The 23,017-nt window shown below is 56.0% G+C and carries 21 protein-coding genes and 2 pseudogenes; 10 read left to right on the top strand and 13 right to left on the bottom strand.

What is annotated here, in order from left to right:
- The 5 genes and pseudogenes from ACK4IR_RS08110 to ACK4IR_RS08130 all read left to right on the top strand — a co-directional run.
- A pseudogene (locus tag ACK4IR_RS08110) lies at positions 1 to 881 on the top strand (hypothetical protein); the annotation flags it as partial.
- A gap of 18 nt (positions 882 to 899) precedes the next feature.
- Positions 900 to 1,595 (top strand): hypothetical protein, encoded by a 696-nt coding sequence (locus tag ACK4IR_RS08115; RefSeq protein ID WP_409873872.1) that lies wholly within the window; start codon positions 900 to 902, stop codon positions 1,593 to 1,595.
- Between the two features lie 128 nt (positions 1,596 to 1,723).
- Entirely contained in the window at positions 1,724 to 2,803 is a 1,080-nt protein-coding gene (locus ACK4IR_RS08120; protein WP_409873873.1) for a prepilin-type N-terminal cleavage/methylation domain-containing protein, read from the top strand.
- 76 nt (positions 2,804 to 2,879) lie between these two features.
- Positions 2,880 to 3,488, top strand: a complete 609-nt coding sequence (locus ACK4IR_RS08125; protein WP_409873874.1) for a Tfp pilus assembly protein FimT/FimU — start codon at positions 2,880 to 2,882, stop codon at positions 3,486 to 3,488.
- 23 nt (positions 3,489 to 3,511) lie between these two features.
- On the top strand, positions 3,512 to 4,099 hold the full coding sequence (locus ACK4IR_RS08130; protein ID WP_409873875.1) for a type IV pilin protein: 588 nt from the start codon (positions 3,512 to 3,514) through the stop codon (positions 4,097 to 4,099).
- 138 nt (positions 4,100 to 4,237) lie between these two features.
- Here the strand turns inward: ACK4IR_RS08130 and ACK4IR_RS08135 are convergent.
- The 5 genes and pseudogenes from ACK4IR_RS08135 to ACK4IR_RS08155 form a co-directional block, all read right to left on the bottom strand.
- A pseudogene (locus ACK4IR_RS08135) lies at positions 4,238 to 5,261 on the bottom strand (HAD-IC family P-type ATPase); the annotation flags it as partial.
- 61 nt (positions 5,262 to 5,322) lie between these two features.
- Positions 5,323 to 5,535, bottom strand: coding sequence for a heavy-metal-associated domain-containing protein (locus ACK4IR_RS08140; RefSeq protein ID WP_409873876.1), 213 nt, complete (start codon positions 5,533 to 5,535; stop codon positions 5,323 to 5,325).
- Between the two features lie 62 nt (positions 5,536 to 5,597).
- Positions 5,598 to 6,911: a cytochrome c biogenesis protein gene (locus ACK4IR_RS08145; RefSeq protein ID WP_409873877.1), complete on the bottom strand. Its 1,314-nt coding sequence runs from the start codon at positions 6,909 to 6,911 to the stop codon at positions 5,598 to 5,600.
- 14 nt (positions 6,912 to 6,925) lie between these two features.
- Positions 6,926 to 7,942: an oxygen-dependent coproporphyrinogen oxidase gene (gene hemF, locus ACK4IR_RS08150; RefSeq protein ID WP_409873878.1), complete on the bottom strand. Its 1,017-nt coding sequence runs from the start codon at positions 7,940 to 7,942 to the stop codon at positions 6,926 to 6,928.
- A 59-nt stretch (positions 7,943 to 8,001) separates the two neighbouring features.
- Positions 8,002 to 8,643 carry a cofactor assembly of complex C subunit B gene (locus tag ACK4IR_RS08155; RefSeq protein ID WP_409873879.1) on the bottom strand — a complete coding sequence of 214 codons (642 nt, stop codon included), beginning with the start codon at positions 8,641 to 8,643 and terminating at the stop codon, positions 8,002 to 8,004.
- Positions 8,644 to 8,726: 83 nt separating this feature from the next.
- Here ACK4IR_RS08155 and ACK4IR_RS08160 point away from each other — a divergent pair, with 83 nt between their 5' ends.
- The gene (locus tag ACK4IR_RS08160) at positions 8,727 to 9,254 is read left to right on the top strand and encodes a L,D-transpeptidase (RefSeq protein ID WP_409873880.1); all 528 of its coding nucleotides are present in this window, start codon (positions 8,727 to 8,729) and stop codon (positions 9,252 to 9,254) included.
- Here the strand turns inward: ACK4IR_RS08160 and ACK4IR_RS08165 are convergent.
- Complete coding sequence (locus tag ACK4IR_RS08165; protein ID WP_409873881.1) at positions 9,251 to 10,609, bottom strand: CPBP family intramembrane glutamic endopeptidase; 1,359 nt, start codon at positions 10,607 to 10,609, stop codon at positions 9,251 to 9,253. The two genes, ACK4IR_RS08160 and ACK4IR_RS08165, sit on opposite strands and share 4 nt — an antisense overlap.
- A 136-nt stretch (positions 10,610 to 10,745) precedes the next feature.
- Here ACK4IR_RS08165 and pheS point away from each other — a divergent pair, with 136 nt between their 5' ends.
- From pheS to acnB, 3 genes are all read left to right on the top strand, one after another.
- Entirely contained in the window at positions 10,746 to 11,756 is a 1,011-nt protein-coding gene (pheS, locus tag ACK4IR_RS08170; RefSeq protein WP_409873882.1) for a phenylalanine--tRNA ligase subunit alpha, read from the top strand.
- Between the two features lie 12 nt (positions 11,757 to 11,768).
- A complete protein-coding gene (locus ACK4IR_RS08175; RefSeq protein WP_409873883.1) occupies positions 11,769 to 12,404 on the top strand; it encodes a ParA family protein in 636 nt (211 codons plus the stop codon).
- Positions 12,405 to 12,535: 131 nt separating this feature from the next.
- Entirely contained in the window at positions 12,536 to 15,142 is a 2,607-nt protein-coding gene (acnB, locus tag ACK4IR_RS08180) for a bifunctional aconitate hydratase 2/2-methylisocitrate dehydratase (RefSeq protein WP_409873884.1), read from the top strand.
- Here acnB and ACK4IR_RS08185 read toward each other — a convergent pair.
- The 4 genes from ACK4IR_RS08185 to ACK4IR_RS08200 are packed head-to-tail and all read right to left on the bottom strand — an operon-like array spanning position 15,139 to position 19,462.
- Positions 15,139 to 15,948 carry a YwiC-like family protein gene (locus tag ACK4IR_RS08185; RefSeq protein ID WP_409873885.1) on the bottom strand — a complete coding sequence of 270 codons (810 nt, stop codon included), beginning with the start codon at positions 15,946 to 15,948 and terminating at the stop codon, positions 15,139 to 15,141. The genes acnB and ACK4IR_RS08185 overlap by 4 nt on opposite strands.
- Before the next feature lie 27 nt (positions 15,949 to 15,975).
- A complete protein-coding gene (locus ACK4IR_RS08190) occupies positions 15,976 to 16,422 on the bottom strand; it encodes a CopD family protein (protein WP_409873886.1) in 447 nt (148 codons plus the stop codon).
- Between the two features lie 8 nt (positions 16,423 to 16,430).
- Complete coding sequence (ric, locus tag ACK4IR_RS08195; RefSeq protein WP_409873887.1) at positions 16,431 to 17,129, bottom strand: iron-sulfur cluster repair di-iron protein; 699 nt, start codon at positions 17,127 to 17,129, stop codon at positions 16,431 to 16,433.
- A 29-nt stretch (positions 17,130 to 17,158) separates the two neighbouring features.
- Positions 17,159 to 19,462, bottom strand: a complete 2,304-nt coding sequence (locus ACK4IR_RS08200; protein ID WP_409873888.1) for a nitric-oxide reductase large subunit — start codon at positions 19,460 to 19,462, stop codon at positions 17,159 to 17,161.
- A gap of 108 nt (positions 19,463 to 19,570) precedes the next feature.
- On the opposite strand from ACK4IR_RS08200, the gene ACK4IR_RS08205 reads away from it, so the two are divergent.
- Positions 19,571 to 20,251, top strand: a complete 681-nt coding sequence (locus tag ACK4IR_RS08205) for a Crp/Fnr family transcriptional regulator (RefSeq protein ID WP_409873889.1) — start codon at positions 19,571 to 19,573, stop codon at positions 20,249 to 20,251.
- Between the two features lie 44 nt (positions 20,252 to 20,295).
- Here ACK4IR_RS08205 and ACK4IR_RS08210 read toward each other — a convergent pair whose 3' ends face one another.
- From ACK4IR_RS08210 to ACK4IR_RS08220, 3 genes are read right to left on the bottom strand one after another with little or no spacing between them, the layout of a single operon-like run.
- Positions 20,296 to 20,673 carry a FluC/FEX family fluoride channel gene (locus ACK4IR_RS08210; RefSeq protein ID WP_409873890.1) on the bottom strand — a complete coding sequence of 126 codons (378 nt, stop codon included), beginning with the start codon at positions 20,671 to 20,673 and terminating at the stop codon, positions 20,296 to 20,298.
- The gene (crcB, locus tag ACK4IR_RS08215) at positions 20,660 to 21,091 is read right to left on the bottom strand and encodes a fluoride efflux transporter CrcB (RefSeq protein WP_409873891.1); all 432 of its coding nucleotides are present in this window, start codon (positions 21,089 to 21,091) and stop codon (positions 20,660 to 20,662) included. The genes ACK4IR_RS08210 and crcB overlap by 14 nt, the downstream gene beginning before the upstream one ends.
- Positions 21,088 to 22,692: a cation:proton antiporter gene (locus ACK4IR_RS08220; protein ID WP_409873925.1), complete on the bottom strand. Its 1,605-nt coding sequence runs from the start codon at positions 22,690 to 22,692 to the stop codon at positions 21,088 to 21,090. The genes crcB and ACK4IR_RS08220 overlap by 4 nt, the downstream gene beginning before the upstream one ends.
- Between the last annotated feature and the right edge of the window lie 325 nt (positions 22,693 to 23,017).

Consider the following 23,017-nt stretch of genomic DNA (forward strand, 5'->3'; position numbering starts at 1 on the left):
ATAATAGTGTTCAGGGACTACGCAACGATTCACCCGAGAACTTGGCATCGAACTATGTGCAAGACACAGGCTCGAATGCAAAGGTGGACAATAGCACCAATACTGGCCAAATCTACTTGGGTTGTGCCAACACAGAAGAACTCCGTCCATCCTTCTTGAATGCCAACCGTCCTAAGGAAGACTTAGAAGGTGACTACGTTTGGTTGCGAGAAGATCCCTTTGATCCCAGCTCACCGATTTATGTGGATAAGAATGGCGATCCTTGGGCAATTAATTACCTAACCGGTAAAACGCGACGCTACGACTACCCAGAAGCCTACTACACCTTCAACGACTCTCGCGCCCTTAATGGTGCTGCCGATACCCGTGTGAATGCTGTGATTGTGAGTGGCATTGTGCCCTCGCGGCCTATGCAATCCTACGGCGGCATGCACAACTTCCCACGATTTATTGAAGGGTGGGGCAACCTCTGGATTCAAGGGGCATTTATTCAACCCAATTTCTCGACCCAAGCCACGGGTCCCTTTGACCAAGACCAGTGGGAAATCTCGCCAACGACTCCTTCGGATAATCACTGCCGTAATGTCGACGAAGCGTTCAATTGCTCAGCAACATCCGGCGAGCTGATTCAATACTACGTTCCTCCCACCCGCCGCTGGGGTTATGACGTGGGGCTGCAACTGGCACCGCTAGGGCCGGTCGCGAGGCGGATGTTTACCCCAAGCAAAGAAGAACGCAATGAATACTACAAGGAAATGCCGGCTGAGGATCCTTACATTAAGCAGTTACGCTGTGCCCAACGGCCGGCCAATCTAGGAAGTGGTCCGATTGATCCGACGGTCACAAACTGTCCTGCTTCCTCGGCCCAATCAACACGCTAACCCTAGGAGAGAAGGGCGATGAACAGCATAAACACTTGGTTACAGCTTCGGTCACGGCAAAAGGGGCTAACCCTCTTTGAATGCCTAGTGGCAATTCTGGTGGTCAACCTTGGCATTGCCATGCTGACGATGCCCTTGGCCATTGTGGCGGCTACGCGGCTGCGCAATGATCGCATCAACAAAGCAGGGGAACTGGCGCGAGAATCCTTGGATCGGCTGCAGGCCATGATGGAGCAGGGGATAGATGTTCGCACAAGTGACACCTCCTTGCTGCCCCCTGAGGCTACAGTGCCCAACGATCTGAGCCGAGAACCCCACCCCACCAGTGTGGTGAACTGTGCCCCCCCCAATCCGTGGTTTACCGATGATCCGCGCAAGGCTTGCCTACGTCGGGTTGGCAGCCATGAATTTGGCGTGCAAATCGTTCGCGGTCCTTTGCAAATCGTTCGCGGTCCTTTGCAAGTAAACAGCCAAGTAAACAGCTATCTGGTGCAGGTGCGGGTTTATGAAAAACGAGCCATCAAAAGCGGGGCAAGCAGCACACCCACAGGTCCAATTCAAGAGCAACCGGTGCTTTTTACCGCAGCAAGCGATCAGATTGAGGCACCCAATCAAGAAGATCCCCTCGTTGTCTTGTCAACCTGTATTCTGCGCGCCCGTAGTCCGGAAACGCTAGATCCTGAGTCCATCTGTGCGCCTAGGCGTAGGACTTAGTCGCCGCCGTCTACGAAGATGCAGACGAAGACGGGAGGCAGCCTTGGTTCTCTTACTCCTCCAACTCCTCCTTTTAAGTAAGTTTTAGGAGATAGATTCTGACTCTACCCTTTAAGGAGCTTTCATCCATGTGGCCAAGAAAAAAAGTGCACTCCCCCAAGCAGCGGCGCCAAAAGGGTTTCACAATCGTCGAGATTTTAGTCTCCCTTGTGATCGCCGGGGTGATCATGGTTTCCTTAGGCTCCCTTTTGATTGACATGCTCAAGACCGAGCGGGAAGAAGCTGACCTCAATGCCCTCAGCCAAGAGCTAAAGATGGCAATGGATGTCATCAGCAAAGATTTGGCCGAGGCGGTCTATATCTATGATGAAAAATGTCTCCACGGACCCAATTGCCCTGAGAGAGACAACAAAAATTTTCTCCCGGTGAAAAATTTTCTCCCCGCGTACCCCGAAACCATGCACCCCATCTTGGCCATGTGGATTCTAGAGCCGTTGCCCTACGACAACAATGAGTTGGGGTACTATTGGCGCAAAGATGCCAAAATTCCCGGAAACTGCAACAAATTGCCTAACTGGGCACAAGAAGACTGTCGCCGCCTTCAAAAAAGTCGCCATGCCTATACACTGGTGGTCTATTACCTAGACACGGCACCCAACCTTCAATTTTGGCGCGGGCCGGCAATTTTGCGCCGCTATACCTTGCGCAAGTACAAGCAACAAGACGGCGGTCTGACCGATGAAAATCTGTGGTGGAACGAGGGCTATGTGCAGCCTACTTCCTATGCCCAGCTGGGCAACCCCAACTCTGTCTCCTCCTTTGCTATGTGGCCTTATGACATCCACACCAAACAATCCCTGCAAAGTCAACGTCCTAAGGGAGATTTCAAAGCGGAAGAAGACAAAGAGTACGAACGCTACCAAGATGACAAAGACATGGCTCAAGTTCTCATTGATGGCGTAGATGTGGGAATGGGGCCTTTGGGCTGTCCGGAAGTGCCAACAAAAGTAGCCCCCTACAAACGTACTGCGCCTGCCAATCTAGGCTTCGACAGTTTCTATGCCTGTGTCCAGCGTCCTTCTACGAATACCAATGTTGCCACCTACGTCTATCTGCGTCTGAAGCCCTTGGATTCGCTGCCCGGCTTTGATAGCGGCAAGCGCTTAGAAATGGCAACGACGGTTCTCAGTCGTTCTGTGGTACATTAGTATCCTTCTAGGAGTTCTAGTAGTGAGTTCTAGCTGTGGTACATTAGGATCCTTCTAGGAGTTCTAGGAGTTTTCCATGTTTTCCATGAGAGTGCGCAATTCCCAAGGCTATACGCTTACAGAAATGCTGGTGGTGATTGTGCTGATCGGCATCGTTATTGCCGTGGGTACGATGAGCCTCTTTCCCCTACTGCAGCGGCAGCGGGTAAGGGCAGCAGCCAGTGTAGCCCGCAATGTCATTCGCCTTGCCCAAACCAAAGCCATGAAAGAGCGGCGCATCTGGACGGCAGCATTTCGCAATGGGCCGCAAGGGGTAGAGTATCGCATTTATCGTGACGATCGCAACCAAATGTCCGCCGCCAGCGCCCCCCCTTGGCAGCCCCTCCTAGAGGATGACAACGATCAAGTGATGATGGTAATGTGGGGAACCGATTTTTATTCGCCGGTGCGGGATAAGAACCAGCAGACGCTAGAGTGCTGGCAAGAGGCTGCTCGCCCCTCAGAGGAGTGTCGGGTGAGTTTCAACTATCAAGGAAAAGTCATTACCCCCATCACGCCACGGCGGATTTCCTTTAGTATCTCGGCCTACGAGAGGGAGTTTTTGCACTGTGTACGCTTGGCCACCCTCGTTGGTGCTGTGCGGGTTGAAAGTGGCATAGAGCGATGTGGCAAGTACGGTGATTAGTTAATCTATTGAGGATGCAAGACATGCTGCCTACACCGTTGGGGTTCAAGTTTTTACTCTTTCTCGACGAGCAGCGCCTTCGGCGCCGAACCAAGGGGCTAACACTGCCAGAAGTGCTGGTGGTCATGGTGATTTTGGGAATTATTGCCCTCATTGCCCTACCTTCGTTGCTAAACCAGAAACACAAGGCACAGCTGGCAGCGGCAAAGAGCACGGTGGGAGCCGTCAATCGCGCCCAAGAGGCCTACCGCGTGCGTCACAAAATTTTTGCAACCAAGCTTTATCTATTGAATATCTATGACACTCGCGGCGGCGGCTACCGCATAGAGGGATACTATCCCCTCACCATGACCTACGATGAAATCAGGGAAGAAAAGACTGATCGAGTTCTCTATGGGGGGGGCAACCCTTGGTATGTCTCGGTACATACTCAGGCGATTGATCCGGCAGGAACAGGGGTCTCCGGCTGTGTCCATGCCAGAGAATGGGGGGTTACGGTGGCTTCTGTGAAAGAAGGAATAGGCCCTAGCCCACCCGGCGATTGCTGGAAAGAGATGCCCCAAAGCAACGGTGACCCAGTGAAGTTCTACCCTATTCAGACAACGGAATAATTTTAGGGGGTCAAAATTTTCACGAGAATTCGCAGCAGGTTCTCCAAGTCAGCCTCAGTCCATTGATCAATCGGCAAACGTATAGGAGCGATCGCGCTGAATGATGGCGGCTTTAGGCACAATCTTATATCCCGCGTTTTAGCCAAGGGCAGGGAGCCTTGGTCGAAAATGGCGCAGGCGCAGGGCATTCAGCACCACCGAAAGAGAACTAAAGGCCATGGCTGCTTCGGCCAGCATCGGGTTGAGGAGCCAAGCGTTCCAGAGGATGCCGGCGGCAATGGGAATGCCGGCCATATTGTAGATAAAGGCAAAAAAGAGATTTTGGCGAACATTTTGAATTGTGGCACGGCTGAGTTGGAGGGCAGTCACAAGACTCTGAAGGTGGCCGGCAATGAGGGTGATATCACTGCTGGCGATCGCTACATCGGTACCGCTGCCCAGAGCAATTCCCACATCCGCTTGGGCCAGAGCCGGGGCATCGTTAATACCATCTCCCACCATGGCCACACATTTTCCTTGCCGTTGCAGGGCGGCGATGATTGCCGCCTTTTGATCGGGGCGGACAGCGGCAATGTAATGATCAATTCTCGCCTGCTGGGCGATCTATATAGCCATAATAACCAGTCCTGCGAAATAGATTTGAAAAGCGCTGTCGGGTGGCCAGTGCTGAAAAGGCTCTTGGAGAGGTTCTGGCGGGGGTGTCCTTCGGGACATCTAGCCAAGACTCGGTGAAGGGGGAATCTCGCGCTATACGAGAAGCGTTAGCGGGATGAGCGTCAACCCCTGCCTTTGGGCGTACTCGACCACCGCCGCCGCAAGGGGATGTTCCGAATGCCATTCCACACTGGCAGCAAGACGCAAAAGGGCTGTGGGATCCTCCTGGGTGTAAATATCCGTGACGCCGGGACGGCCTTGGGTGAGCCTTCCCGTTTTGTCGAGGACAAGGGTTTGAAGACGCTGCGCCAGTTCTAGACTGCTTATACTCCGCTGCTTTGCCGGTGCCGACCATGATGGCGGTGGGAGTGGCTAGGCCAAGGGCACAGGGACAGGCAAGGATCAGGACGCCGATGGTAAGGGTGGGATTGCGGCCAACGGTGAGCCACAGCAGCCCCGTCAGGAGGGCGATCGCCAGCACCGTCGGCACAAACCAAGTGGTAATCCGAAGGGTGGCACCCCCGGCCAAGAGGCGCGATAGGCAAATTCTTCGGCGGCGGTGTCGGTAATCAGTCCCTCTGTTGGTAGCCGGCTTTGGCGATCGCCCCCTGGAGATCCGACCAACTGACTCGCTGTGGATCATAGGTGACGCGGGCTTGGGCAGCGGCAAAATGCACTTCACAATCCACCACCCCCTCTAGCGATCGCAGGGCAGAGTCCACCACATTGGCGCAGGCAGCACAGCGCATCCCCTGCACCTTGAAGGTGAGGTGGGTCTTCATAACCTTCCCCTAACGCACTGCCTCGGATTCTCAGGTCTCCAGTCAACTAGAGAGTCAAGGGGCTAGGCTTCTACTTCTGTGGGTTGGCTTTGGCATTCCAATTCGCGGGCGATCGCCTCCAATTCCTGCTCAAAGGCCAGCTGCGCCCGATTCGTGCGCCCCCCCAGATAGAGAACATCGTTCTGCAGCAGCCCCCACACCTGGGAATGGGAGACATAGCTCATGATCACGCCGGCCATCAAAAAGGCAAAGCCCGCATAAAAGAGGGGAATGCCCGGATCCGCTTTAATTTGCAGCCCCGTACTGCCCACCAGTTCAACCAAGGTCAGCTTCACCCCGTTGATTTCTGTACTCATGCCTGTGCGCAGGCTGGTGAGAAACTCCCCCTTGGGGCTATAGATGAGAACCGTGCCCTGCAGATCCCGCGCAATCAGGGAAATCCCTTCCGAGAGATCGGGCTTGGTGGGAAGCCAAGTGCCCCAGAGGCGCCCTTTGCCGCCGGTGTCGAGTGGAGCCATGGGCAGTTGCAGCACGGGACTGTTGTTGAGGCGAAAGCGCAGGGCAGCAATGCTCCAGTCGGCCTGATAGAGGGTTACGCCACCGTACTTCAAGGGTCGGTTCACGTGAATGGTTGCCCGCTTTACCTCCTGCCCCTGAGCATCTAGGACGGAAAGATCCGAGTAAAACTGATCAATGTCGCCGGCATCGGTGTAGTCAATCCAAAAGCGGTTGACCTTTACCGACCAATCTTGGGGGAGGCGTGCCAAGGGGCCTGCTTGCACAAGGTGCTGAAGATGAAAGGTCTCCCCACTGGGCACGAGTTCCTGGGCCATAAAGCCTGTGAGCGCCCCCAAAATTCCCCCCAGCAAAATCAGGATCATACTGCCATGAACCACAATCGGGCCAATACGCCCAATAATGCCTTTGCGGGCATAGAGTTGGTTGTCGGCTTGCCAGACGCGGTAGCCCTTCGCCCTTAAGGTGGTGGCTAAGGTGTTGAGGGAACCTTGGGAAATCGTGGTGCTCAGGGCAAGCTTGGTGAACTGTCGCGGTTCTGTGTAGTACTGCCAGCGGTGGGCACCGAGGAGAGCAGGCACCTGCCGACTCAAGGTACAGGCAATCAAACTGGCTCCAAAGAGCACCAACAGAGTGAGATACCACGGGGTGCGATAGACATGATCTAACCCCAGAGCCAAGAGTACCCGCCAACTGAGAAAGCCAAAGAGGGCGGGGTCTTCGGGATAGTGGGTTTGATAGAAGCTGAGGGGTTGCCCCTGTTCGATCACCGTGCCGCTCATACTGGCGATCGCAATCACCAGCAGCAGAAGAATGGCCAAGCGTAGATCGCCCAAAAGAGCAAGCAGGCGGCGAAACACAGGGGTATCCCTCTTTAGAGTGGCCAATTTACCCAGTCTTGGGGCTTCAAAAAGGTGGTGTACAGTTCGGCTTCGCGGCTGTTGGGTTCCGGGGTATAGCCGTATTCCCAGCGGACAAGGGGCGGCAAAGACATCAAAATAGACTCGGTGCGGCCGTTGGTTTGCAAGCCAAAAATCGTCCCTCGGTCATAGACAAGGTTAAATTCCACATAGCGCCCGCGACGATAGAGCTGGAATTGCCGCTCGCGATCGCCATACTCTAGGTGGCGCCGCCGTTCCACAATCGGTAGGTAGGCTTCCAGAAAGGCTTGGCCACAGCTTTGCACAAAAGCAAAGAGGTCTTCCCACGAACGAGGGCCAATCGAACCAACCTCTCGGCTATAGCGAGCCGCCTCACCGTTGGGATCAGGGCCGCGGTATAGCTCGCGATCGCTCCCGTCTTGATAATCAAAGAAAATGCCGCCCACCCCTCGGGTTTCCCCCCGATGCTTCAGGTAAAAGTATTCATCACACCAGCGTTTGAACACCGGATAGTACTCGCTGTGGTGGCGATCGCAGGCCGCCTTGTGCACCTGATGGAAGTGTTTGGCATCCTCGACAAAGGGGTAGTAGGGGGTCAAATCGGCGCCACCGCCAAACCACCACACCGGCCCTGCCTCAAAGTAACGGTAATTCAGGTGCACCGTCGGCACATAGGGATTGCGGGGATGGAGCACCATGGAAGTCCCCGTGGCATAGAAGCCATACCCTGCCGCCTCCGGCCGCTGCGCCAAAATTGAGGGGGGCAACTGCTCTCCCCACACTTCCGAGAAATTAACGCCCCCCTGCTCCAAGAGCCGGCCATTCTTCATCACCCGCGATCGCCCGCCGCCCCCTTCGGGCCGTTCCCAAGTGTCTTCCTGAAACTGGGCATCGCCATCGGCAGCCTCTAGGGCTTGGCAAATCTGATCCTGTAATGCCTTGAGAAAGGTGGCCACCCGTTGCCGGGCATCACTGGGCACAGCCGGGGTAGCAGAAGTGGCAACAGTCATAGTCAATATCGCAATCCTAATAAACGATCGTCAGTGTCAAAAGTCGCCTTCAGGCGAGTCTAGGCTTTATTGTACTGTCCTGCCAGCACCTGGGCGAGCTTTGCGGCAAGGGCAGCCACCCACCGTTCATCCTGCTTGGTATAGCTGCGCGGGGCGTTGGTGCCCAGAATCATCACGGTTTGCTCGTCCACGGGTTGGCAGATGACCCCTTGGGTATTGGGGGGTAAATAGTCAAATTCAATACGCCCAGGGTAAAGCGCCAAATTCACCAAATAGATGGGGCGTTGGGTTTGCAGGACACGCCGGACAATAGGGCCTGGAGTCGTCATCGGTTGCGGGCCGAGAATGCCGCGCCGCAAGAGGGGGCGATCGCCCCGCCAGAGAACAATTGACTTTGTGGGGGTATTGGTCAGCAACGTATAGGATAACCACGCCAGCTCGGTTTGCAGGGCAGGGTCGAGATCATCCGCCAGTTCAAAGCCCTCTTCCCCTTCAAGGAGCACCGCTTGCGGCGGCCGGGGCTGCACCTGCTGCCAAATCAACGTCGTCAAAACCAACACCGCTGCCAGGATCACCCCCACCACATCCGCCCGCGCTTGGGAAGGGGTCAGCAGGGGGGTCAACAGGCGGTTGATAAGCAGCAGGGTTCCCCCCAGCACCCCCGTTGCGAGGGGCAAATAGCGCAGGAATTGATTGTTCATCCACAATCCCGAAAAATTGCCCAACAGTTACTGTATCTATTCTTTGTTAGTCTAACCTTGCTGTGGGAGGAGTAAATTGCACCATGCCAAGACGAGGGTTCTCAGACGTTAGCCCAGGGGCGATCGCTCTTTTGGGACTGCTGAGCTTCAGCCTTTTATCCCCTCTCCCCTTTGCCCTTGCCAGTGCACCGCCAGCCGTTATCTCGAATCCTAGGGTTACCCCCCTGCGCCTAGAAATCAGCCTCTCGCGGCGACAATTGACCCTCTATCAGGGACAAACTCCCCTGCGCCGCTATCCGGTGGCTGTGGGACGGCCGGGGTGGGAAACCCCCATAGGTCAGTTTCAGGTGCGGCAGATGATTCGCAATCCTGCTTGGAAAAATCCCTTTACAGGGGCGGTGATTGCCGGCGGGCATCCTCAAAATCCTTTGGGGCGGCGGTGGATTGGCTTTTGGAGCGATGGCACCAATTGGGTTGGGTTGCACGGTACGCCCCATCCAGAGTCTGTGGGGCAGGCTGTTTCCCACGGCTGCGTGCGCATGTACAACCGCGACATTGAGGAGCTGTTTGAGAAAGTGCAACCGGGGACGCCGGTGATTGTGGTGCGCTAGAAGGGGGCAACCAAGGCAGCGCCGAAAAATACGACGGCGATCGCGTCCACAAGACCATGAAGCACAACACCCGCCCAGAGACGCTGGGTACAGGCAAAGACAAAGCAATAGAACAACGAGGCCAATGTAGCCATCAGGACATAAACCCCTCGATAGACCATGGGGGGCAGTTGAATATGGGCGTTCGGTTCATTCCCGATATGGACAATGCCAAAGAGGAGCGAACAAATGAGAATGGCCCCCCAAGCAATGACGGCCGGCGGCCGGCGATCGCCCCCATAGCGCTGCCAGAGATCCCGCACGAGAATCATCAAACCACTGCGAAAAAGCACCTCCTCAAAAATGCCCACCCGCAGGGCAAAAAGGGTGGTATAGACAAAGAGCTGAAGCGGCGAGGGAGTCAAGTTAAATTGCGCCAAGGGCAAAAACCCCAAGAGACTCCCCAAGGGCACCATGGTTATCAAGGCCGCCAAGAACAGTCCCGTCAGTAAACGGGCATCGCGCCAGCGCGGTTCAAAGCTATAGCCAAAGTGCGATCGCCCCAGCCCGCTGCCAAAAATAATGAGTAGGATAAATAATTGCAGCGCCACCAAAGGGCCAAAGCGAAAGTAGGGGGTCGAAAACCAATAGAGACTAAAGAGCGAGACCGCAATTAAGGGCAGGTGTTGCCATCCCAATCCCGTCGGTCTCTGTTGGAGGCAATGGTGCCGCTGCCAATCCCCCCAGGCACACAGCAGCAGATAAATCGGCGCAATGAGGAAGCCTTCGCTGTGCTCTTTGGGGAGTGCCGGCGAAATCCCCCCACTGTGGCTGACCCACAAATAGAGGGCTGCTCCGCTACTCCAAGTCCACAACACCGGCCGCGGCGTCGTCTGCTGCCGCAGGAGAAAGGGCACGCGCACCATTGCCCAGACGCCCCCAAGAAAGATTGGCAGATTTAGCCACGGTTGATCGGCAAAGATTAAATTGGCGAGGGTTTGCCGCCAACGAAAGTGAGTTCCCCCCGGCAGCAGCAGGCCAATCGTGAGGTACAGGGTCAAACCCAGAAGTAGCCGCCTTGGCCAGCGTTGAGCAATGGTCTCAAAATCGCGCCGCCCACTTGCCCACCACAGCACGGGAAAACCGCCAATGAGGACGACGGCGGCAGCCTCCACAACACTTTCTAACCACGGCCAAGGGGTTGACGACAAATAGTGGAGATAGAGCACTTGCGCCAAAAACCACAGTCCACCGGCAGCGATCGCCATCTGTTGCTCATGTCTGGCGGAAAATTGCGGTGAGCGCAAAAAGGCTTGGGGAGCTTTGGCCAACCATTGACCAATAGTGAGTTTAAGCTGGCTTGTAAGGTTAGGCATGGGCATTCTAAAACCATGGCGATCGCAACTGCGGACAGAGCGTTATAATCAAGGCTTACTCCCAAGCTCTAGAATGTCCTGTCTTCCCCTAGACTGGTGCCGTTGATCTTTGCGTATCCCGCAACCGCATTTTGCCATGACCACTCCCCCCCTTGATCGCGATCAGCTCATTCAAAAACTCAAAGCTTTGGAAGCCAAAGCCCTGCAGGCGATCGCCCAAGCCCCCAACCTTGAAACCCTTGAGCAACTGCGTGTGGCCTACCTTGGTAAAAAAGGGGAACTGTCGCAGGTGCTGGGGCTGATGGGCAAGTTGCCCGCCGGCGATCGCCCTACCATTGGTAGCCTTGCTAACACTCTTAAAGAGCGCCTCCTGCAAGAGCTAGAGACACGGCGCCAAACCCTACAAGCAGAAAAAATTGCCGCCCAGTTAGCAGCCGAAAGCTTGGATGTAACAATGCCGGGGGTCTTTCGTCCCCAAGGGCACATTCATCCCCTCAATAGCACCATTGACCGCATTCTCGATATTTTTGTGGGTCTCGGCTATACCGTGGCCAACGGCCCAGAGATGGAAACCGACTACTACAACTTTGAGGCGCTCAATACGCCGGCAGATCACCCGGCCCGCGATATGCAGGACACCTTTTACCTGCCCGACGGCAATCTCCTGCGCACCCACACCTCCTCGGTACAGATTCGCTACATGGAACTCAACGACCCTCCCATTCGGATTGTGGCTCCCGGTCGCTGTTACCGTCGGGATACAGAGGATGCTACCCACGCGGCCGTGTTTCACCAAGTTGAGATTTTGGCAGTGGATGAGGGACTGACCTTTACCGACCTCAAAGGCACCGTCACAACATTTCTGGCTGAACTCTTTGGTGATGTTCCCATTCGCTTCCGTGCAAGCTATTTCCCCTTTACCGAACCCTCGGCGGAGGTGGATGTGCAGTGGCAGGGACGCTGGTTAGAGGTGATGGGTTGTGGCATGGTGGATCCCGCTGTTCTCAAGAATGTCGGCTACGATCCGGAGGTCTATACCGGCTTTGCCGCCGGTTTTGGCGTGGAGCGGTTTGCCATGGTGCTGCATCAAATTGATGATATTCGCCGCTTCTACACCAGCGATCTGCGCTTTCTGCGGCAGTTTTAGGAGGGCAGCACCTTGGCGGAACCCCGTCTATTGGCCATCCTCAATGGGAAGGGGGGCGTGGGCAAAACCACCACGGCGATTAATCTGGCAGCCACCTATGCCGAGCAGTACAAAGTGTTGTTGGTGGATACGGATCCCCAAGCTTCGGCGACGTGGTGGTTTCAGCGCAGTGGCCAGTCCATGGGTTTCGATCTCGCGCAGGAGGTCAACCCAAAACTCCTCAGCAACGTGCGCAAGCTCTCTGGCTATGACCTGATTGTGGTGGATACCCCTCCAGCTTTGGCCTCCAGTGCCCTAGCAGCGGTGGTACCGATCGCCGACTATCTCGTGCTGCCCACGCCACCTGCCCCCATTGACCTTGCCGCCCTCATTGAAACTGTGAAGCAAGTGGTGCAACCGTCTAAAGTTCCTCACCGCGTTCTGCTCACCCGCGTGGATCCCCGTTGTGTCAATGAAGCCCTCGACGCTCAAAATACGCTCTTGCAGTTGGGGGTGGCGGCCTGTCACTCTTTTATTCGTGCCTACAAAGCCCATGAACGGGCAGCGCTAGAGGGAGTGCCCATCACCCGATGGAAGGGCAAGCAGGCCAAGGAGGCGCAAGCGGATTACCGGCGGGTGGCCGAAGAGTTACAGCGCGACTGGCGATAGGGGCGATCGCCCCAAGGATATCCATATCGAAAGTAACCAAAGAATCAAACAGAAATCTGTACTCTAAAATTTAGATCCGCAACTAAACGATTTTGTTTTCCTTTTTATTTCTGAATTGAGGTCAGCAGAGCGTGGACACAACCGTACTCAGCCAATACCGTCAGCAAACCCAAGAACGTGCTGCCTTGGGCATTCCCCCCTTGCCCCTGACGGCGGCAGAAACCTCGGCGGTCTGTGATCTACTGCAACACCCTCCAGCGGGAGAGGAAGACTATCTGCTGCACCTGATTCGCGATCGCGTGCCCCCCGGTGTGGATGAAGCAGCCTATATCAAAGCGGGCTTTTTGACGGCGATCGCCAGAGGGGAACTCACCAGCCCCCTCCTTTCCCCTGGGGCAGCCGTGGAACTCCTCGGCACCATGCTGGGGGGCTACAACGTCCAATCCCTGATCGATCTGCTGCGCTACGAGAACCCGGAACTGGCCCAGGCAGCGGCCACGGCCCTCGGCCATACCCTCTTGGTCTATGACGCCTTTCACGATGTTCAAGACCTGATGCAGCAAGGGAACCCCTATGCCCGCCAAGTGATGGAATCTTGGGCCAACGGCAACTGGTTTACCCGCCGCGATCCCCTGCCTGAGGCGCTGACGGTCACCGTTTTTAAGGTGGAAGGGGAAACCACCACTGATGATCTTTCGCCGGCGCCCCATGCCACCACCCGCCCCGATATTCCCCTCCATGCTCTCAGCATGCTGGAAAGCCGCCTGCCGGGGGCACTGCAAATTATGGCCGAGCTGAGGCAAAAAGGTTACCCCCTTGCCTATGTGGGGGATGTGGTGGGCACCGGTTCCTCCCGCAAGTCCGCCACCAACTCTTTGATCTGGCACATTGGTCGTGACATTCCCTCTGTTCCCAACAAGCGCACAGGGGGCATCTGTCTAGGGGGCAAAATCGCGCCCATTTTCTTTAACACCCTGGAGGACTCTGGCGCCCTACCCATCGAGTGTGATGTTACCCCACTGAAGATGGGGGAGGTCATCACCATTTACCCCTACCGCGGCGAAATCACCAACGCAGCAGGAGAGGTCATCAGCCGCTTTAGCCTCAAGCCCGATACCCTTTTGGATGAGGTGCGCGCCGGTGGCCGGATTTCCCTGCTCATCGGTCGTACCCTCACCGACAAAGCCCGCGCTGCCTTGGGCTTAGACCCTAGTCCCCTCTTTGCCCGTCCCCAGCCGCCCGTTGCGAGCAACAAAGGCTATACCCTGGCCCAAAAGATTGTGGGCAAAGCCTGTGGTCTTCCCGGTGTGCGTCCCGGTACCTACTGCGAGCCGGTCATCACCACCGTTGGCTCCCAGGATACCACAGGCCCCATGACCCGCGACGAACTCAAGGAGCTGGCCTGCCTAGGCTTTGGCGCCGATTTGGTGTTGCAAAGTTTCTGCCACACAGCCGCCTATCCCAAGCCCGTTGACATTAAAACCCACAAGGAACTGCCGGACTTTATCACCTCGCGGGGGGGCGTCTCGCTGCGGCCGGGGGATGGCATTATCCACTCTTGGCTCAACCGCATGCTTTTGCCGGATACCGTTGGCACCGGCGGTGATTCCCACACCCGTTTTCCGTTGGGCATCTCGTTTCCGGCAGGGTCTGGCTTGGTGGCCTTTGCGGCAGCTTTGGGGGTGATGCCCTTGGATATGCCGGAGTCGGTGTTGGTGCGCTTCAAGGGGTCGCTGCAACCGGGGATAACCCTGCGGGATGTGGTCAATGCCATTCCCTACGTGGCTCTTCAGCAGGGCAAGCTCACCCTTGCCAAGGAAAATAAAAAGAATGTTTTCTCTGGGCGGATCATCGAGATGGAAGGACTGCCGGACTTGCAACTGGAGCAGGCCTTTGAACTCACCGATGCTACGGCGGAGCGATCGGCGGCAGGGTGCACCATTCAGCTCAGCGTAGAAACCGTGGCCACCTACCTGCGATCCAATGTGGCACTCCTTAAAAACATGGTGGCGCGGGGATACGGCGATGCCCGTACCCTCCTGCGGCGGGTGAAAAAAATGGAGGCCTGGTTGGCCAATCCCAGTCTCCTCTGTGCGGATGCGGATGCCGAGTATGCCGATGTGATTGAGGTGGATCTCGATCAGATCAAGGAACCGCTGCTGGCTGCCCCCAATGACCCTGACAACATCAAACCCCTTTCCGAATGTGCGGGCGAGCCGGTCCAGGAGGTTTTTATCGGTTCCTGCATGACCAATATCGGCCACTACCGTGCCGCAGCCAAGGTGCTAGAGGGGGAAGGGGCGGTGAAGGTTCGCCTCTGGATTGCCCCTCCCACCCGTATGGATGAGCAGCAGTTGCGCGAAGAGGGCTACTACAGTATTTTTGCCGCTGCCGGCGCCCGCATGGAGATGCCGGGCTGCTCTTTGTGCATGGGTAACCAAGCTCGTGTTGCCGATAACACGACGGTTTTCTCCACCTCCACCCGCAACTTCAATAACCGGATGGGCAAAGGAGCACGGGTCTATCTTGGATCCGCAGAGTTGGCAGCCGTCTGTGCCCTCTTGGGGCGCATTCCCACCCGCGAGGAGTACCTAGAGATTGTGACGCGGAAAATTGATCCCTTGGCAGCGGATCTCTATCGCTACCTCTACTTTGATCAAATCCCCGACTACGAAAATCAAGGCCGTCTCATCTCCAAAGAGGAGGAGGCCAAGCTATGGGCCAGTATCGGTGGCTAACCGCCGGCCGGGTGGGGAGGCAGCAGCGCGATCGCGCTTAAACCCAAGAACAAAAATGCCGCGCCTGTCTCCAGCAGGGCCACGTTTTGTATGGCGGTGGTCTTGTACCAATCCCGTTGCCAGGCAATCAGGCCGAATTTCAGGATTGCCCCAGAAAAGGCGATCGCCACCCAACCGCCTAACCAACCCAGCCAGCAAAGGCCAGCAATGAGGAGACCGGCCAAGGCATGATAAACCACTGCGGCCGGCCAAGAGGTGTCTTGCAGCTTACGCAGCTTGACCGTAAAAATGGCACTGCCAAAGAAAAGGGTATTCAGCAGCCACAGCCCAAGGAGGGAAACATCGGCTGTTGCGGTTGTCGCGATCGCCGTTAGGGGAGCAACCAGACACACGCCGGCAAAGGTGAGTAACTCATTCCAGATGGCTTTGCGCTGCCGATAAAAGACGGCAATACTATCAATGGCAAAGATGGCGATCGCCCCCAAGTAAATCCAAAGTAATAGAGGCACTTGCCAGTAAAGATAAAAAGCAATGCCAAGGGCGAGGGCGCTATAGAAACTTCCCCACACCAGAAGGCGCGGTTGCCAACGCCGCCGTTGCTTCATTTGGAGCGTCAAGGGGTGCTCCGCCTGAAAGGCACTGAAAGCGCACACCAATGCCAGCGTTGTTGTCCAAGTCCACCGTTGGGCGGCTGCCACTCCCGTCAGAAACGCCACCAGCAGCATGACATAGACCCCATGCTCCGGCGAGAAGGTTGGCAGATACCACGGTTTGCCGCTCCTTGGCGGGGGTGCCGGTTTAGACAACGGTTGCGATTCTCCAAGGTTCATGGTCTAAATCAACCCTCCTAAGCGAATTCCTGTCCCTACGACGGCAAGCAGGACAGCAAGAACCGTGACACCCACAATGTGCAGCCCCAGCCAAGGCAGGGTTGTGGCGGTCAGTTTTGGGAGAATTAGCAGCCGCGCCTGCACCGCCAGGGCAAGGGTTGCCAGCAAACCTCCCAGCTTGATTACAACATACTGCGCCACTACAGAGCGCGGTGGCCACAGACCCTCCAGTTGGGGAAAATAAATGAGGGTCAGCCCCACACCGGTCACCACCTGCACCAGCAGCGCTGCCAAACCCAATTTTTCAAAAGGCTCCTCAAACCGTCGGATAGGTTCCGCCCTTTGCTCTTTGAGGGCAGGGGGCAGAATGGTCAGGGCAAGAATCAGGTGCCCTCCCACCCAAACCGTTGCCCCGAGGGTATGGAAAATCACAAGAAGTTTGAACAGCATGGCTGCCCTCAGAGTTCGGCGATCGCCCTCGGAAAGAGGAGATTATTTTCTTTGTGGATATGCTGATGCAAGTCTTGCTCCAGCCTCAAAAGGCCGGCCAACAGTGCGCGGTAGGTATTGCACGCCCACGCAGGAGGGGTAAAGTCATCGGTCAGCCGCCGCAGTTGGGCTAGGGCAGCCCCGGTCTTTTGGTGTTCCTGTTCCATACAGGCGATCGGGGCTTGGATGAAAGACCTCAGGGTGCTGTTGGGGTCGGCCTCTAGTTGGCGCAGCAGGGGAAACAAAATCTGTTCCTCCTTTTGCAAATGGGCTTGCAGCTCTGCGGCTAAGGCGGCTACACAGGATTGCAGTTGCCCCAAACGAGCATCCTTGTGACCGTGGGCAGCCACCACTTGGGCAACCCGCGCTTCGAGATGGGGAAGCTCCTGATGCAAATAGGCATGGTGCACCGTCTCAATGTGGTCAATCAGCGCCGTCAGGGAGTCATAGGCAACCTCCATTGACGCTACAGGGGCGGTTTCTAAGGCAGCTTCTAACTCCTGTAGAAACCCTTGCGGATCAATGCCCTGCTGCGCACAGGCTTCAGCAAGGGTTTGGCGCCCCCCACAGCAGTAGTCAATGCGTGCCCGTTCAAACAATGTCGCCAAAGCAGGGTGGTCTCGCACCAAGGTGCCCACGGTCTCCGTCAGACGTAACTGAGTCGTCATAGGGGTAACCTCCAACGGCAAGGTCAACGTCAATTTTCAAGGGGTTGGGCAGCGGGGGATACAGTTGCCGTGGGTTCTCGCCAAATCCCAAAGAGTGCCCGTGCCACTGCGTAAATGAGCAACCCTGCCCCAACCGCAAAGATCACATCACCGGGAATCCGCAGCCAAACCGTCCACTGCATCCAAGGGGAGTGAATGACGGCGGCACTGCGGGCATACCAAGTACCGTGGTTAATGGACTGCACAAGCTGATAAAATCCGTTGGGAATCAGACCCAGCCCCAACATGGCTACCAACCCCCCGTTTAGCCACCAAAAGGCGCGGTTGAGGGTTGTTTCGTCCCAGGCGGTTTCCGGTGTGATTTCCCGCAAAACAAACAGCATTAGGGCGATCGCCAGGGAGCCATATACCCCATACAGCGCCGCGTGGGCATGAATGGGGGTTGTATTTAAGCCTTGAGAATAGTAGAGAACAATCGGCGGATTGATCAAAAACCCAAAGACCCCTGCCCCCACCAAATTCCAAAAACAGGTAGCAATGAAAAAACGCAGGGGCAGCCGATAAAACCCTTGGGCTTCTTGGGAAAGCTTAAGTGACTTCACCACCTCAAAGCCGATGAGTGTCAAGGGAACCACCTCCAAGGCAGAGGCCACAGCCCCCAAGGCGGTGATAAAGACCGGTGTACCGGCAAAGTAAAGGTGATGCAGGGTACCGATGACGCCACTGCCAAGATAGAGAATGGTCGTGAGATAGCTGGCGCGCAGCGCAGCGGAGCGCTTGAGAAAACCCAGTTCACTGCACAGGTAAGCGATCGCGACGGTGGCAAAGACCTCAAAGAAGCCCTCCACCCAGAGATGGACAACCCACCAGCGCCAGTACTCGGCCACACTCAAGGGAGTCTGATTCGTGTACATCAGCCCTGCCCCGTAGAACAGGGGAATAGTGATGGCGCTGTAAAGGAAAAAATGATTGAGACCGGTTTTCCTTCCCTCGGCTTTAAGAGCCGGTCGCAGAGCGCGGAACATTAACCAAAGCCACAGGACCATACCCGCGATGAGCAAAAGTTGCCATAGTCGCCCTAGCTCCACATACTCATAACCTTGATGTCCAAACCAAAAACTCTGGGAGCCAAGATATCCCTGAATCCCTGCCCATGTGCCTACCAAGGAGCCGATCACCACAATGGTCAGAGCCAGCAGCAGACTACCGTTGCCCCAAACCTGAAACTTGGGTTCGTGGTGGGCAAAGCGCGGGCCAAAATAAAGACCGGCAGCCAACCAACAGGTGGCAATCCAAAAGACGGCCAGTTGCAAGTGCCATGTTCGTGAGGCAGCATAGGGAAGATACTGCTGAATCGGAATTCCATAAAATCCATCCCCCTCAACGGCGTAGTGGGCAGTCACCATCCCCATCAAAATCTGCACCAAGAACAGAGCCATGGCTACCCCAAAGAAGAGGGTGGCCACTTTTTGGCTGGGGGTTGCCAGACGAATTGCCGGGCGCTCGGTTACAGGTTGAACCGCATCTTCCTCTTGAGTGAGATAGACAAAAAGAAAGAGGGCGATCGCCGCAATTAAGACCACCACGGAAACAATTGACCAGATGACAAACTGCCCCGGTGGTTGGTTGCCCACCAAGGGATCATAGGGAAAGTTGGCCGTATAGGAAAACGGCGACAAAGGACGGGTGGCCACCGCCGCCCACGCTGTCCAGACAAAGAAAGCTGTAACAGCATGGATCTCTTCTGCATCCGTAAACCAATGGCGGGGAATAGAGTGAGCCGCAGAGCCTTGGGAGAGCAGGTTTTGGTAGTCCCGAAAGACCTTTTGCAGTCCTTGGCTTTGGGCATGGGTGAGCACAAGCACTCCCGTTTCCGGGTTGTAGCGGTTCGGTTTGAATTGCTCTTGAACCTGGACTTGCAGTTGAGCGCGATCGGCCTCGGATAACGCTTGCCAATCTGCTTCCTCAAACTCAGGATGACCATTGAGCAAGACCCCGGCGGTGGCAAGCCCCCAGCGGTGCAATACATCGGCCGTCCAATCGGGAGCAAGATAACTGCCATGCCCCCAAATACTGCCAATGTGCTGCCCTCCCCGTGCCAAATACAGTTCCTGACCCCGCTGAATCGTTGCGCGATCTAGCAGAACTTCCTGTTGTGGCGATACGATCGTAGCCGGCAGCGGGGGAGCATTCTTGTAAATCACTGCGCCGGCGGTGAGGAGAACGGAGAAGGTGACCACACAGACAAACACTAACCAAGCAGGCAGTGTCCAGCCCCGCGATCGCGCCGCCGTTTGCAGCGCTTTGGTAGGATTGAAGGACAAATTCACCATGGTAGGATTCCCCAAGCAGTATCCTTAAGCTCTTAAGTTACGGGGGGGCTGAAGCGTAGGGCTTTGACCTAAGTCAAAAGAAACCTTGAGAAATCCTTAACTTTGCCTATGGGTCAGGAAAGGGATATTGAGCCGTGCCTGCGCCAGTCGCTCATGTTTGGCGAACTTTCCACAGCACAGTTAGCGCAATTGGCTGCAATTGCTGAGCTACAGGTTTGGCAACGGCAGCACATCATTTTCCGCAAAGGAGATCTGGCTCCGGGGTTTTTTGTTGTCAAAACCGGACGGGTCAAAGTCTTCAATCTTTCGACAGCAGGAAAAGAACAAATCCTGCACATCTGTGAAGCCGGAGATAGCTTTGCTGAGGTGACCGCCTTTGACCACCAGCCCTATCCTGCCTTTGCCCAAGCGCTTGATGATGTTGAATTGGTATTTTTTCCGCGGTCAGCTTTTTTAGGGCTACTGCATCGAGAGCCTGCCCTTGCCGTTCATCTTTTAGCTGGCTTTGCCAAGCGCCTGCGGCATCTGGTCAGCTTAGTAGAAACTCTTTCCTTCAAACAGGTGCCCCAACGGCTGGCGGCCTATTTGCTGCAACTTGTCCCTCGCGATCGCTCCGACACGGTCACGCTGAACTTGACAAAAACTGAGTTAGCTGCCCTCTTGGGCACAATTCCTGCGACCTTATCCCGTGCCTTTTATGAGCTGAGCCTCCAGGGAATCATCACTGTCAATGGGGCGGAAATTACGATTTGCGATCGCCAGCAGCTCCAAAGGATTAGCGAAGAATAATATCTTGAGCCTCAAGCAAGGGAGCCTCGGCGGTCTCAACTCGCCTAGAATGCGTGAGCAAGGGAGATTCCCCCTTCAAGACACAGAAATCCCCCAACAGGTGTGCCCAGCCAATAAAACCACGCTAGCCGCGAGTAGCCTTGGCGGCGCAGGTTCGAGACTTCGAGGATAAACGTGGAAAAGGTGGTCAAAGACCCTAAAAAACCCACGGTAATCCCATAGGTCAGCCACAGCGGTGCCCCCCAGCGGCCTAAAACGTGGCTCAAAAAGCCCATGAGAAAGGCACCGCTGAGATTCACACCCAAGGTACCGACCACAGGAGTGCCAAACCGGCGATCGCTCCCCAGGCCGATGTAGTAGCGTATCAAAGCGCCGGGCACAGCGCCAATGGCGATCGCCAACAGTCCCTCAGGCCAGATCATCCCATTTCTCCCAATAGGCCAATCCCCACAGGACTAGGCGGCTTCCCACCTCTAGGGCGAGTAATCCCAGCCCCATACTGCCTAGCCAGTAAAAGCCCTCGATTGACCCATCCCTGATCCCCAGTAACTTGTCGTTATCCAACTCATAGGATGAAAAGGTTGTGTAGGAACCGATCAACCCCGTTGTCAATAGCAAGCGCAAATCGGGGTGTAGGACAAACGTGCGGGCAAAGGCAAGGGGGGCAATCCCCCCCAGCAAAAAGCAGCCGCTGACATTCACGATCAACGTGGCAAAGGGCAAATTGCCGGCAAGATGGGGTTCCAAATAGGCCTCCAGTAAGAAGCGACTCAAGGCGCCAAGGATGGCTCCAAGACTAACGGCCAAGGCGGGGCGCAAACGAGGATGAATCGAGATCACGAGCGGGGTTCCTCCACAATCAGCACCGGTCGCGTTGATGCCTCCAGAATACTCTGACACACCGACCCCATGAGCACCCGCTGCAATCCCCCTTGGCCATGTTTGCCAAGGATAATCTCCGTAACGTTGTAGAGAGTGGCAGTCTCCAAAATCGCCTGAGGAATCGGACCGGCGGTCACAATGAAACGATGGCGAATATCGGCAAGGTACTGCTTGATTTGACCGTTGAGGGTGGCGATCGCCTTGGGCTGCGGCAGGTTTTGGACATGGAGAACAATCACTTCCCCATCGGCTCGCCGTGCTAACTCCGCCGCTTTTTGCAGAACATAGGGGGTCACCCTTGAGACATCCACGGCAGCCAAGAGCACCACCCGAGACTGTAGCAAGACTTTGGTGGGATCAACCTCCCCTTTTTGCAGGAGTTTGGGGGCAAATGTGGGAATTGCCCATGCCCCAAGGGGAGCGGTAATCAAGATGGAAAGGAGGGCGATCGCCAGCATGGTATCCCCGCCGGCCACTCCGGCGGACAGGGGCAAAGCACCGATCGCCGCCTGCACGGTGGCCTTGGCCGAATTCCCCGGCAGCAAAAAGAGACGTTCTGAAAGCGTCCAATTACTGCCAAGGGTAGAAAGGCACCAACCGAGGCTCCGCCCAATCAATGTGCCCACCGCCAAAATCACCAAGCCTACCCCAAGGGAACGTTGCAATACCCCCAACTGGACAGCGGCACCCAACAACACAAAGAGGAAAATCTCTGCCCCCTGCCACAGCGCATCAAAGCCGCCCCGCAGTTGCCGCGCCAAGGGCGCATCCATCTCAATCAAGAAAAACCCCGCACTCATAACCGCAAGGTAGCCGGAAAACAAGGGCAGGCGATCGGCTAAGCCCACCGCTCCCAAGGCCACGGCGGCTGCCACAAGGGTTGTCTGCACCCGATTTTGACTCCAGTTTTGCCGAGCCAACAGAAAGACCAGCGCCCATGCCAGACCGTACCCCACGATCAGGCCACCGCCAATCTCCAGAAGCGCCTGCACACTCACCCCCAAGGCTGGCGGCAAAGCGCCTAGGAATCCTCCCTCCTGGTCAGACCCCAGCAGCAGACTAAACAGCAACAGCACCACGACATCGGAAATGGCACTGCCGGAGAGAATGGCATCACTGATGCCCTTGTCCACGCCCCAGCCCAAACTTTTTAGCCGCAGCATCCCCGGCACAATGACTGCGGGGGACTCCGGGGCCACGATCGCCCCCAGCAATAGCCCTTGGCGCAGATTAAATCCCAGCAGGAGCATCGCCATCCCTGCTACCACAGCCATTTCGCACAACGCGGGCAACACCCCAAGGCGCAGAGCCACCGTGCCCTGTTGAGCCAACTTCTGGCGATCCAAGCCCAAGCCCGCCTTCATCAAAATCACCATCACTGCCACGGCGCGGAAGGTGGGGGCTGCTCCCAGAACATCGGCGTGCAAGAGGTCTAGACCCGCAGGCCCAAGGACAATCCCCACGAGAATCATGCCGATCAAGGGCGGTGCCCCCAGTCGCCGTGCCAACTGACCACCAAAGAACCCTAGCAGCAGAATCAGGGCAAGGGTTTCTAACATGGCTGACATGGGTGCAAACCTCACCGTGACACCGCCCCCTACCCTATCGAATGATTCAGGTCAATTGCCAGTACCCTGCATTCCTAGCAGCTCATATGCTGTATAGTCCTTGGTTGTTGGCAAAGTAGTGGAAGAATTTTGGCACCCTCTGGCCGCCTTGCCCACCCATGCAAAAGTAGAGGATGAGGGTTATCGCTACCATTGCCGAGGTAAAATACGGCAGGCCGATGGGCTTGACTCTGCCGGTAGAGGCGGTGGCCAAATTGCCCTCCCTTGCCTTCTCGATGGTGCTGTCCCCAAACCTTGGTTACGGAGTAAAAAACCC

This window comes from Thermosynechococcus sp., assembly GCF_046299635.1.
GTDB lineage: Bacteria > Cyanobacteriota > Cyanobacteriia > Thermosynechococcales > Thermosynechococcaceae > Thermosynechococcus.

Excerpts from the sequence above, each read along its gene's own strand:
- ACK4IR_RS08115 (WP_409873872.1), top strand. The coding sequence starts at position 900 with ATGAACAGCATAAACACTTGGTTACAGCTTCGGTCACGGCAAAAGGGG.
- ACK4IR_RS08120 (WP_409873873.1), top strand. The coding sequence starts at position 1,724 with ATGTGGCCAAGAAAAAAAGTGCACTCCCCCAAGCAGCGGCGCCAAAAG.
- ACK4IR_RS08125 (WP_409873874.1), top strand. The coding sequence starts at position 2,880 with ATGTTTTCCATGAGAGTGCGCAATTCCCAAGGCTATACGCTTACAGAA.
- ACK4IR_RS08130 (WP_409873875.1), top strand. The coding sequence starts at position 3,512 with ATGCTGCCTACACCGTTGGGGTTCAAGTTTTTACTCTTTCTCGACGAG.
- ACK4IR_RS08140 (WP_409873876.1), bottom strand. The coding sequence starts at position 5,535 with ATGAAGACCCACCTCACCTTCAAGGTGCAGGGGATGCGCTGTGCTGCC.
- hemF (WP_409873878.1), bottom strand. The coding sequence starts at position 7,942 with ATGACTGTTGCCACTTCTGCTACCCCGGCTGTGCCCAGTGATGCCCGG.
- ACK4IR_RS08155 (WP_409873879.1), bottom strand. The coding sequence starts at position 8,643 with ATGAACAATCAATTCCTGCGCTATTTGCCCCTCGCAACGGGGGTGCTG.
- ACK4IR_RS08160 (WP_409873880.1), top strand. The coding sequence starts at position 8,727 with ATGCCAAGACGAGGGTTCTCAGACGTTAGCCCAGGGGCGATCGCTCTT.
- ACK4IR_RS08165 (WP_409873881.1), bottom strand. The coding sequence starts at position 10,609 with ATGCCTAACCTTACAAGCCAGCTTAAACTCACTATTGGTCAATGGTTG.
- pheS (WP_409873882.1), top strand. The coding sequence starts at position 10,746 with ATGACCACTCCCCCCCTTGATCGCGATCAGCTCATTCAAAAACTCAAA.
- ACK4IR_RS08190 (WP_409873886.1), bottom strand. The coding sequence starts at position 16,422 with ATGCTGTTCAAACTTCTTGTGATTTTCCATACCCTCGGGGCAACGGTT.
- ric (WP_409873887.1), bottom strand. The coding sequence starts at position 17,129 with ATGACGACTCAGTTACGTCTGACGGAGACCGTGGGCACCTTGGTGCGA.
- ACK4IR_RS08200 (WP_409873888.1), bottom strand. The coding sequence starts at position 19,462 with ATGGTGAATTTGTCCTTCAATCCTACCAAAGCGCTGCAAACGGCGGCG.
- ACK4IR_RS08205 (WP_409873889.1), top strand. The coding sequence starts at position 19,571 with ATGGGTCAGGAAAGGGATATTGAGCCGTGCCTGCGCCAGTCGCTCATG.
- ACK4IR_RS08210 (WP_409873890.1), bottom strand. The coding sequence starts at position 20,673 with ATGATCTGGCCTGAGGGACTGTTGGCGATCGCCATTGGCGCTGTGCCC.
- ACK4IR_RS08220 (WP_409873925.1), bottom strand. The coding sequence starts at position 22,692 with ATGTTAGAAACCCTTGCCCTGATTCTGCTGCTAGGGTTCTTTGGTGGT.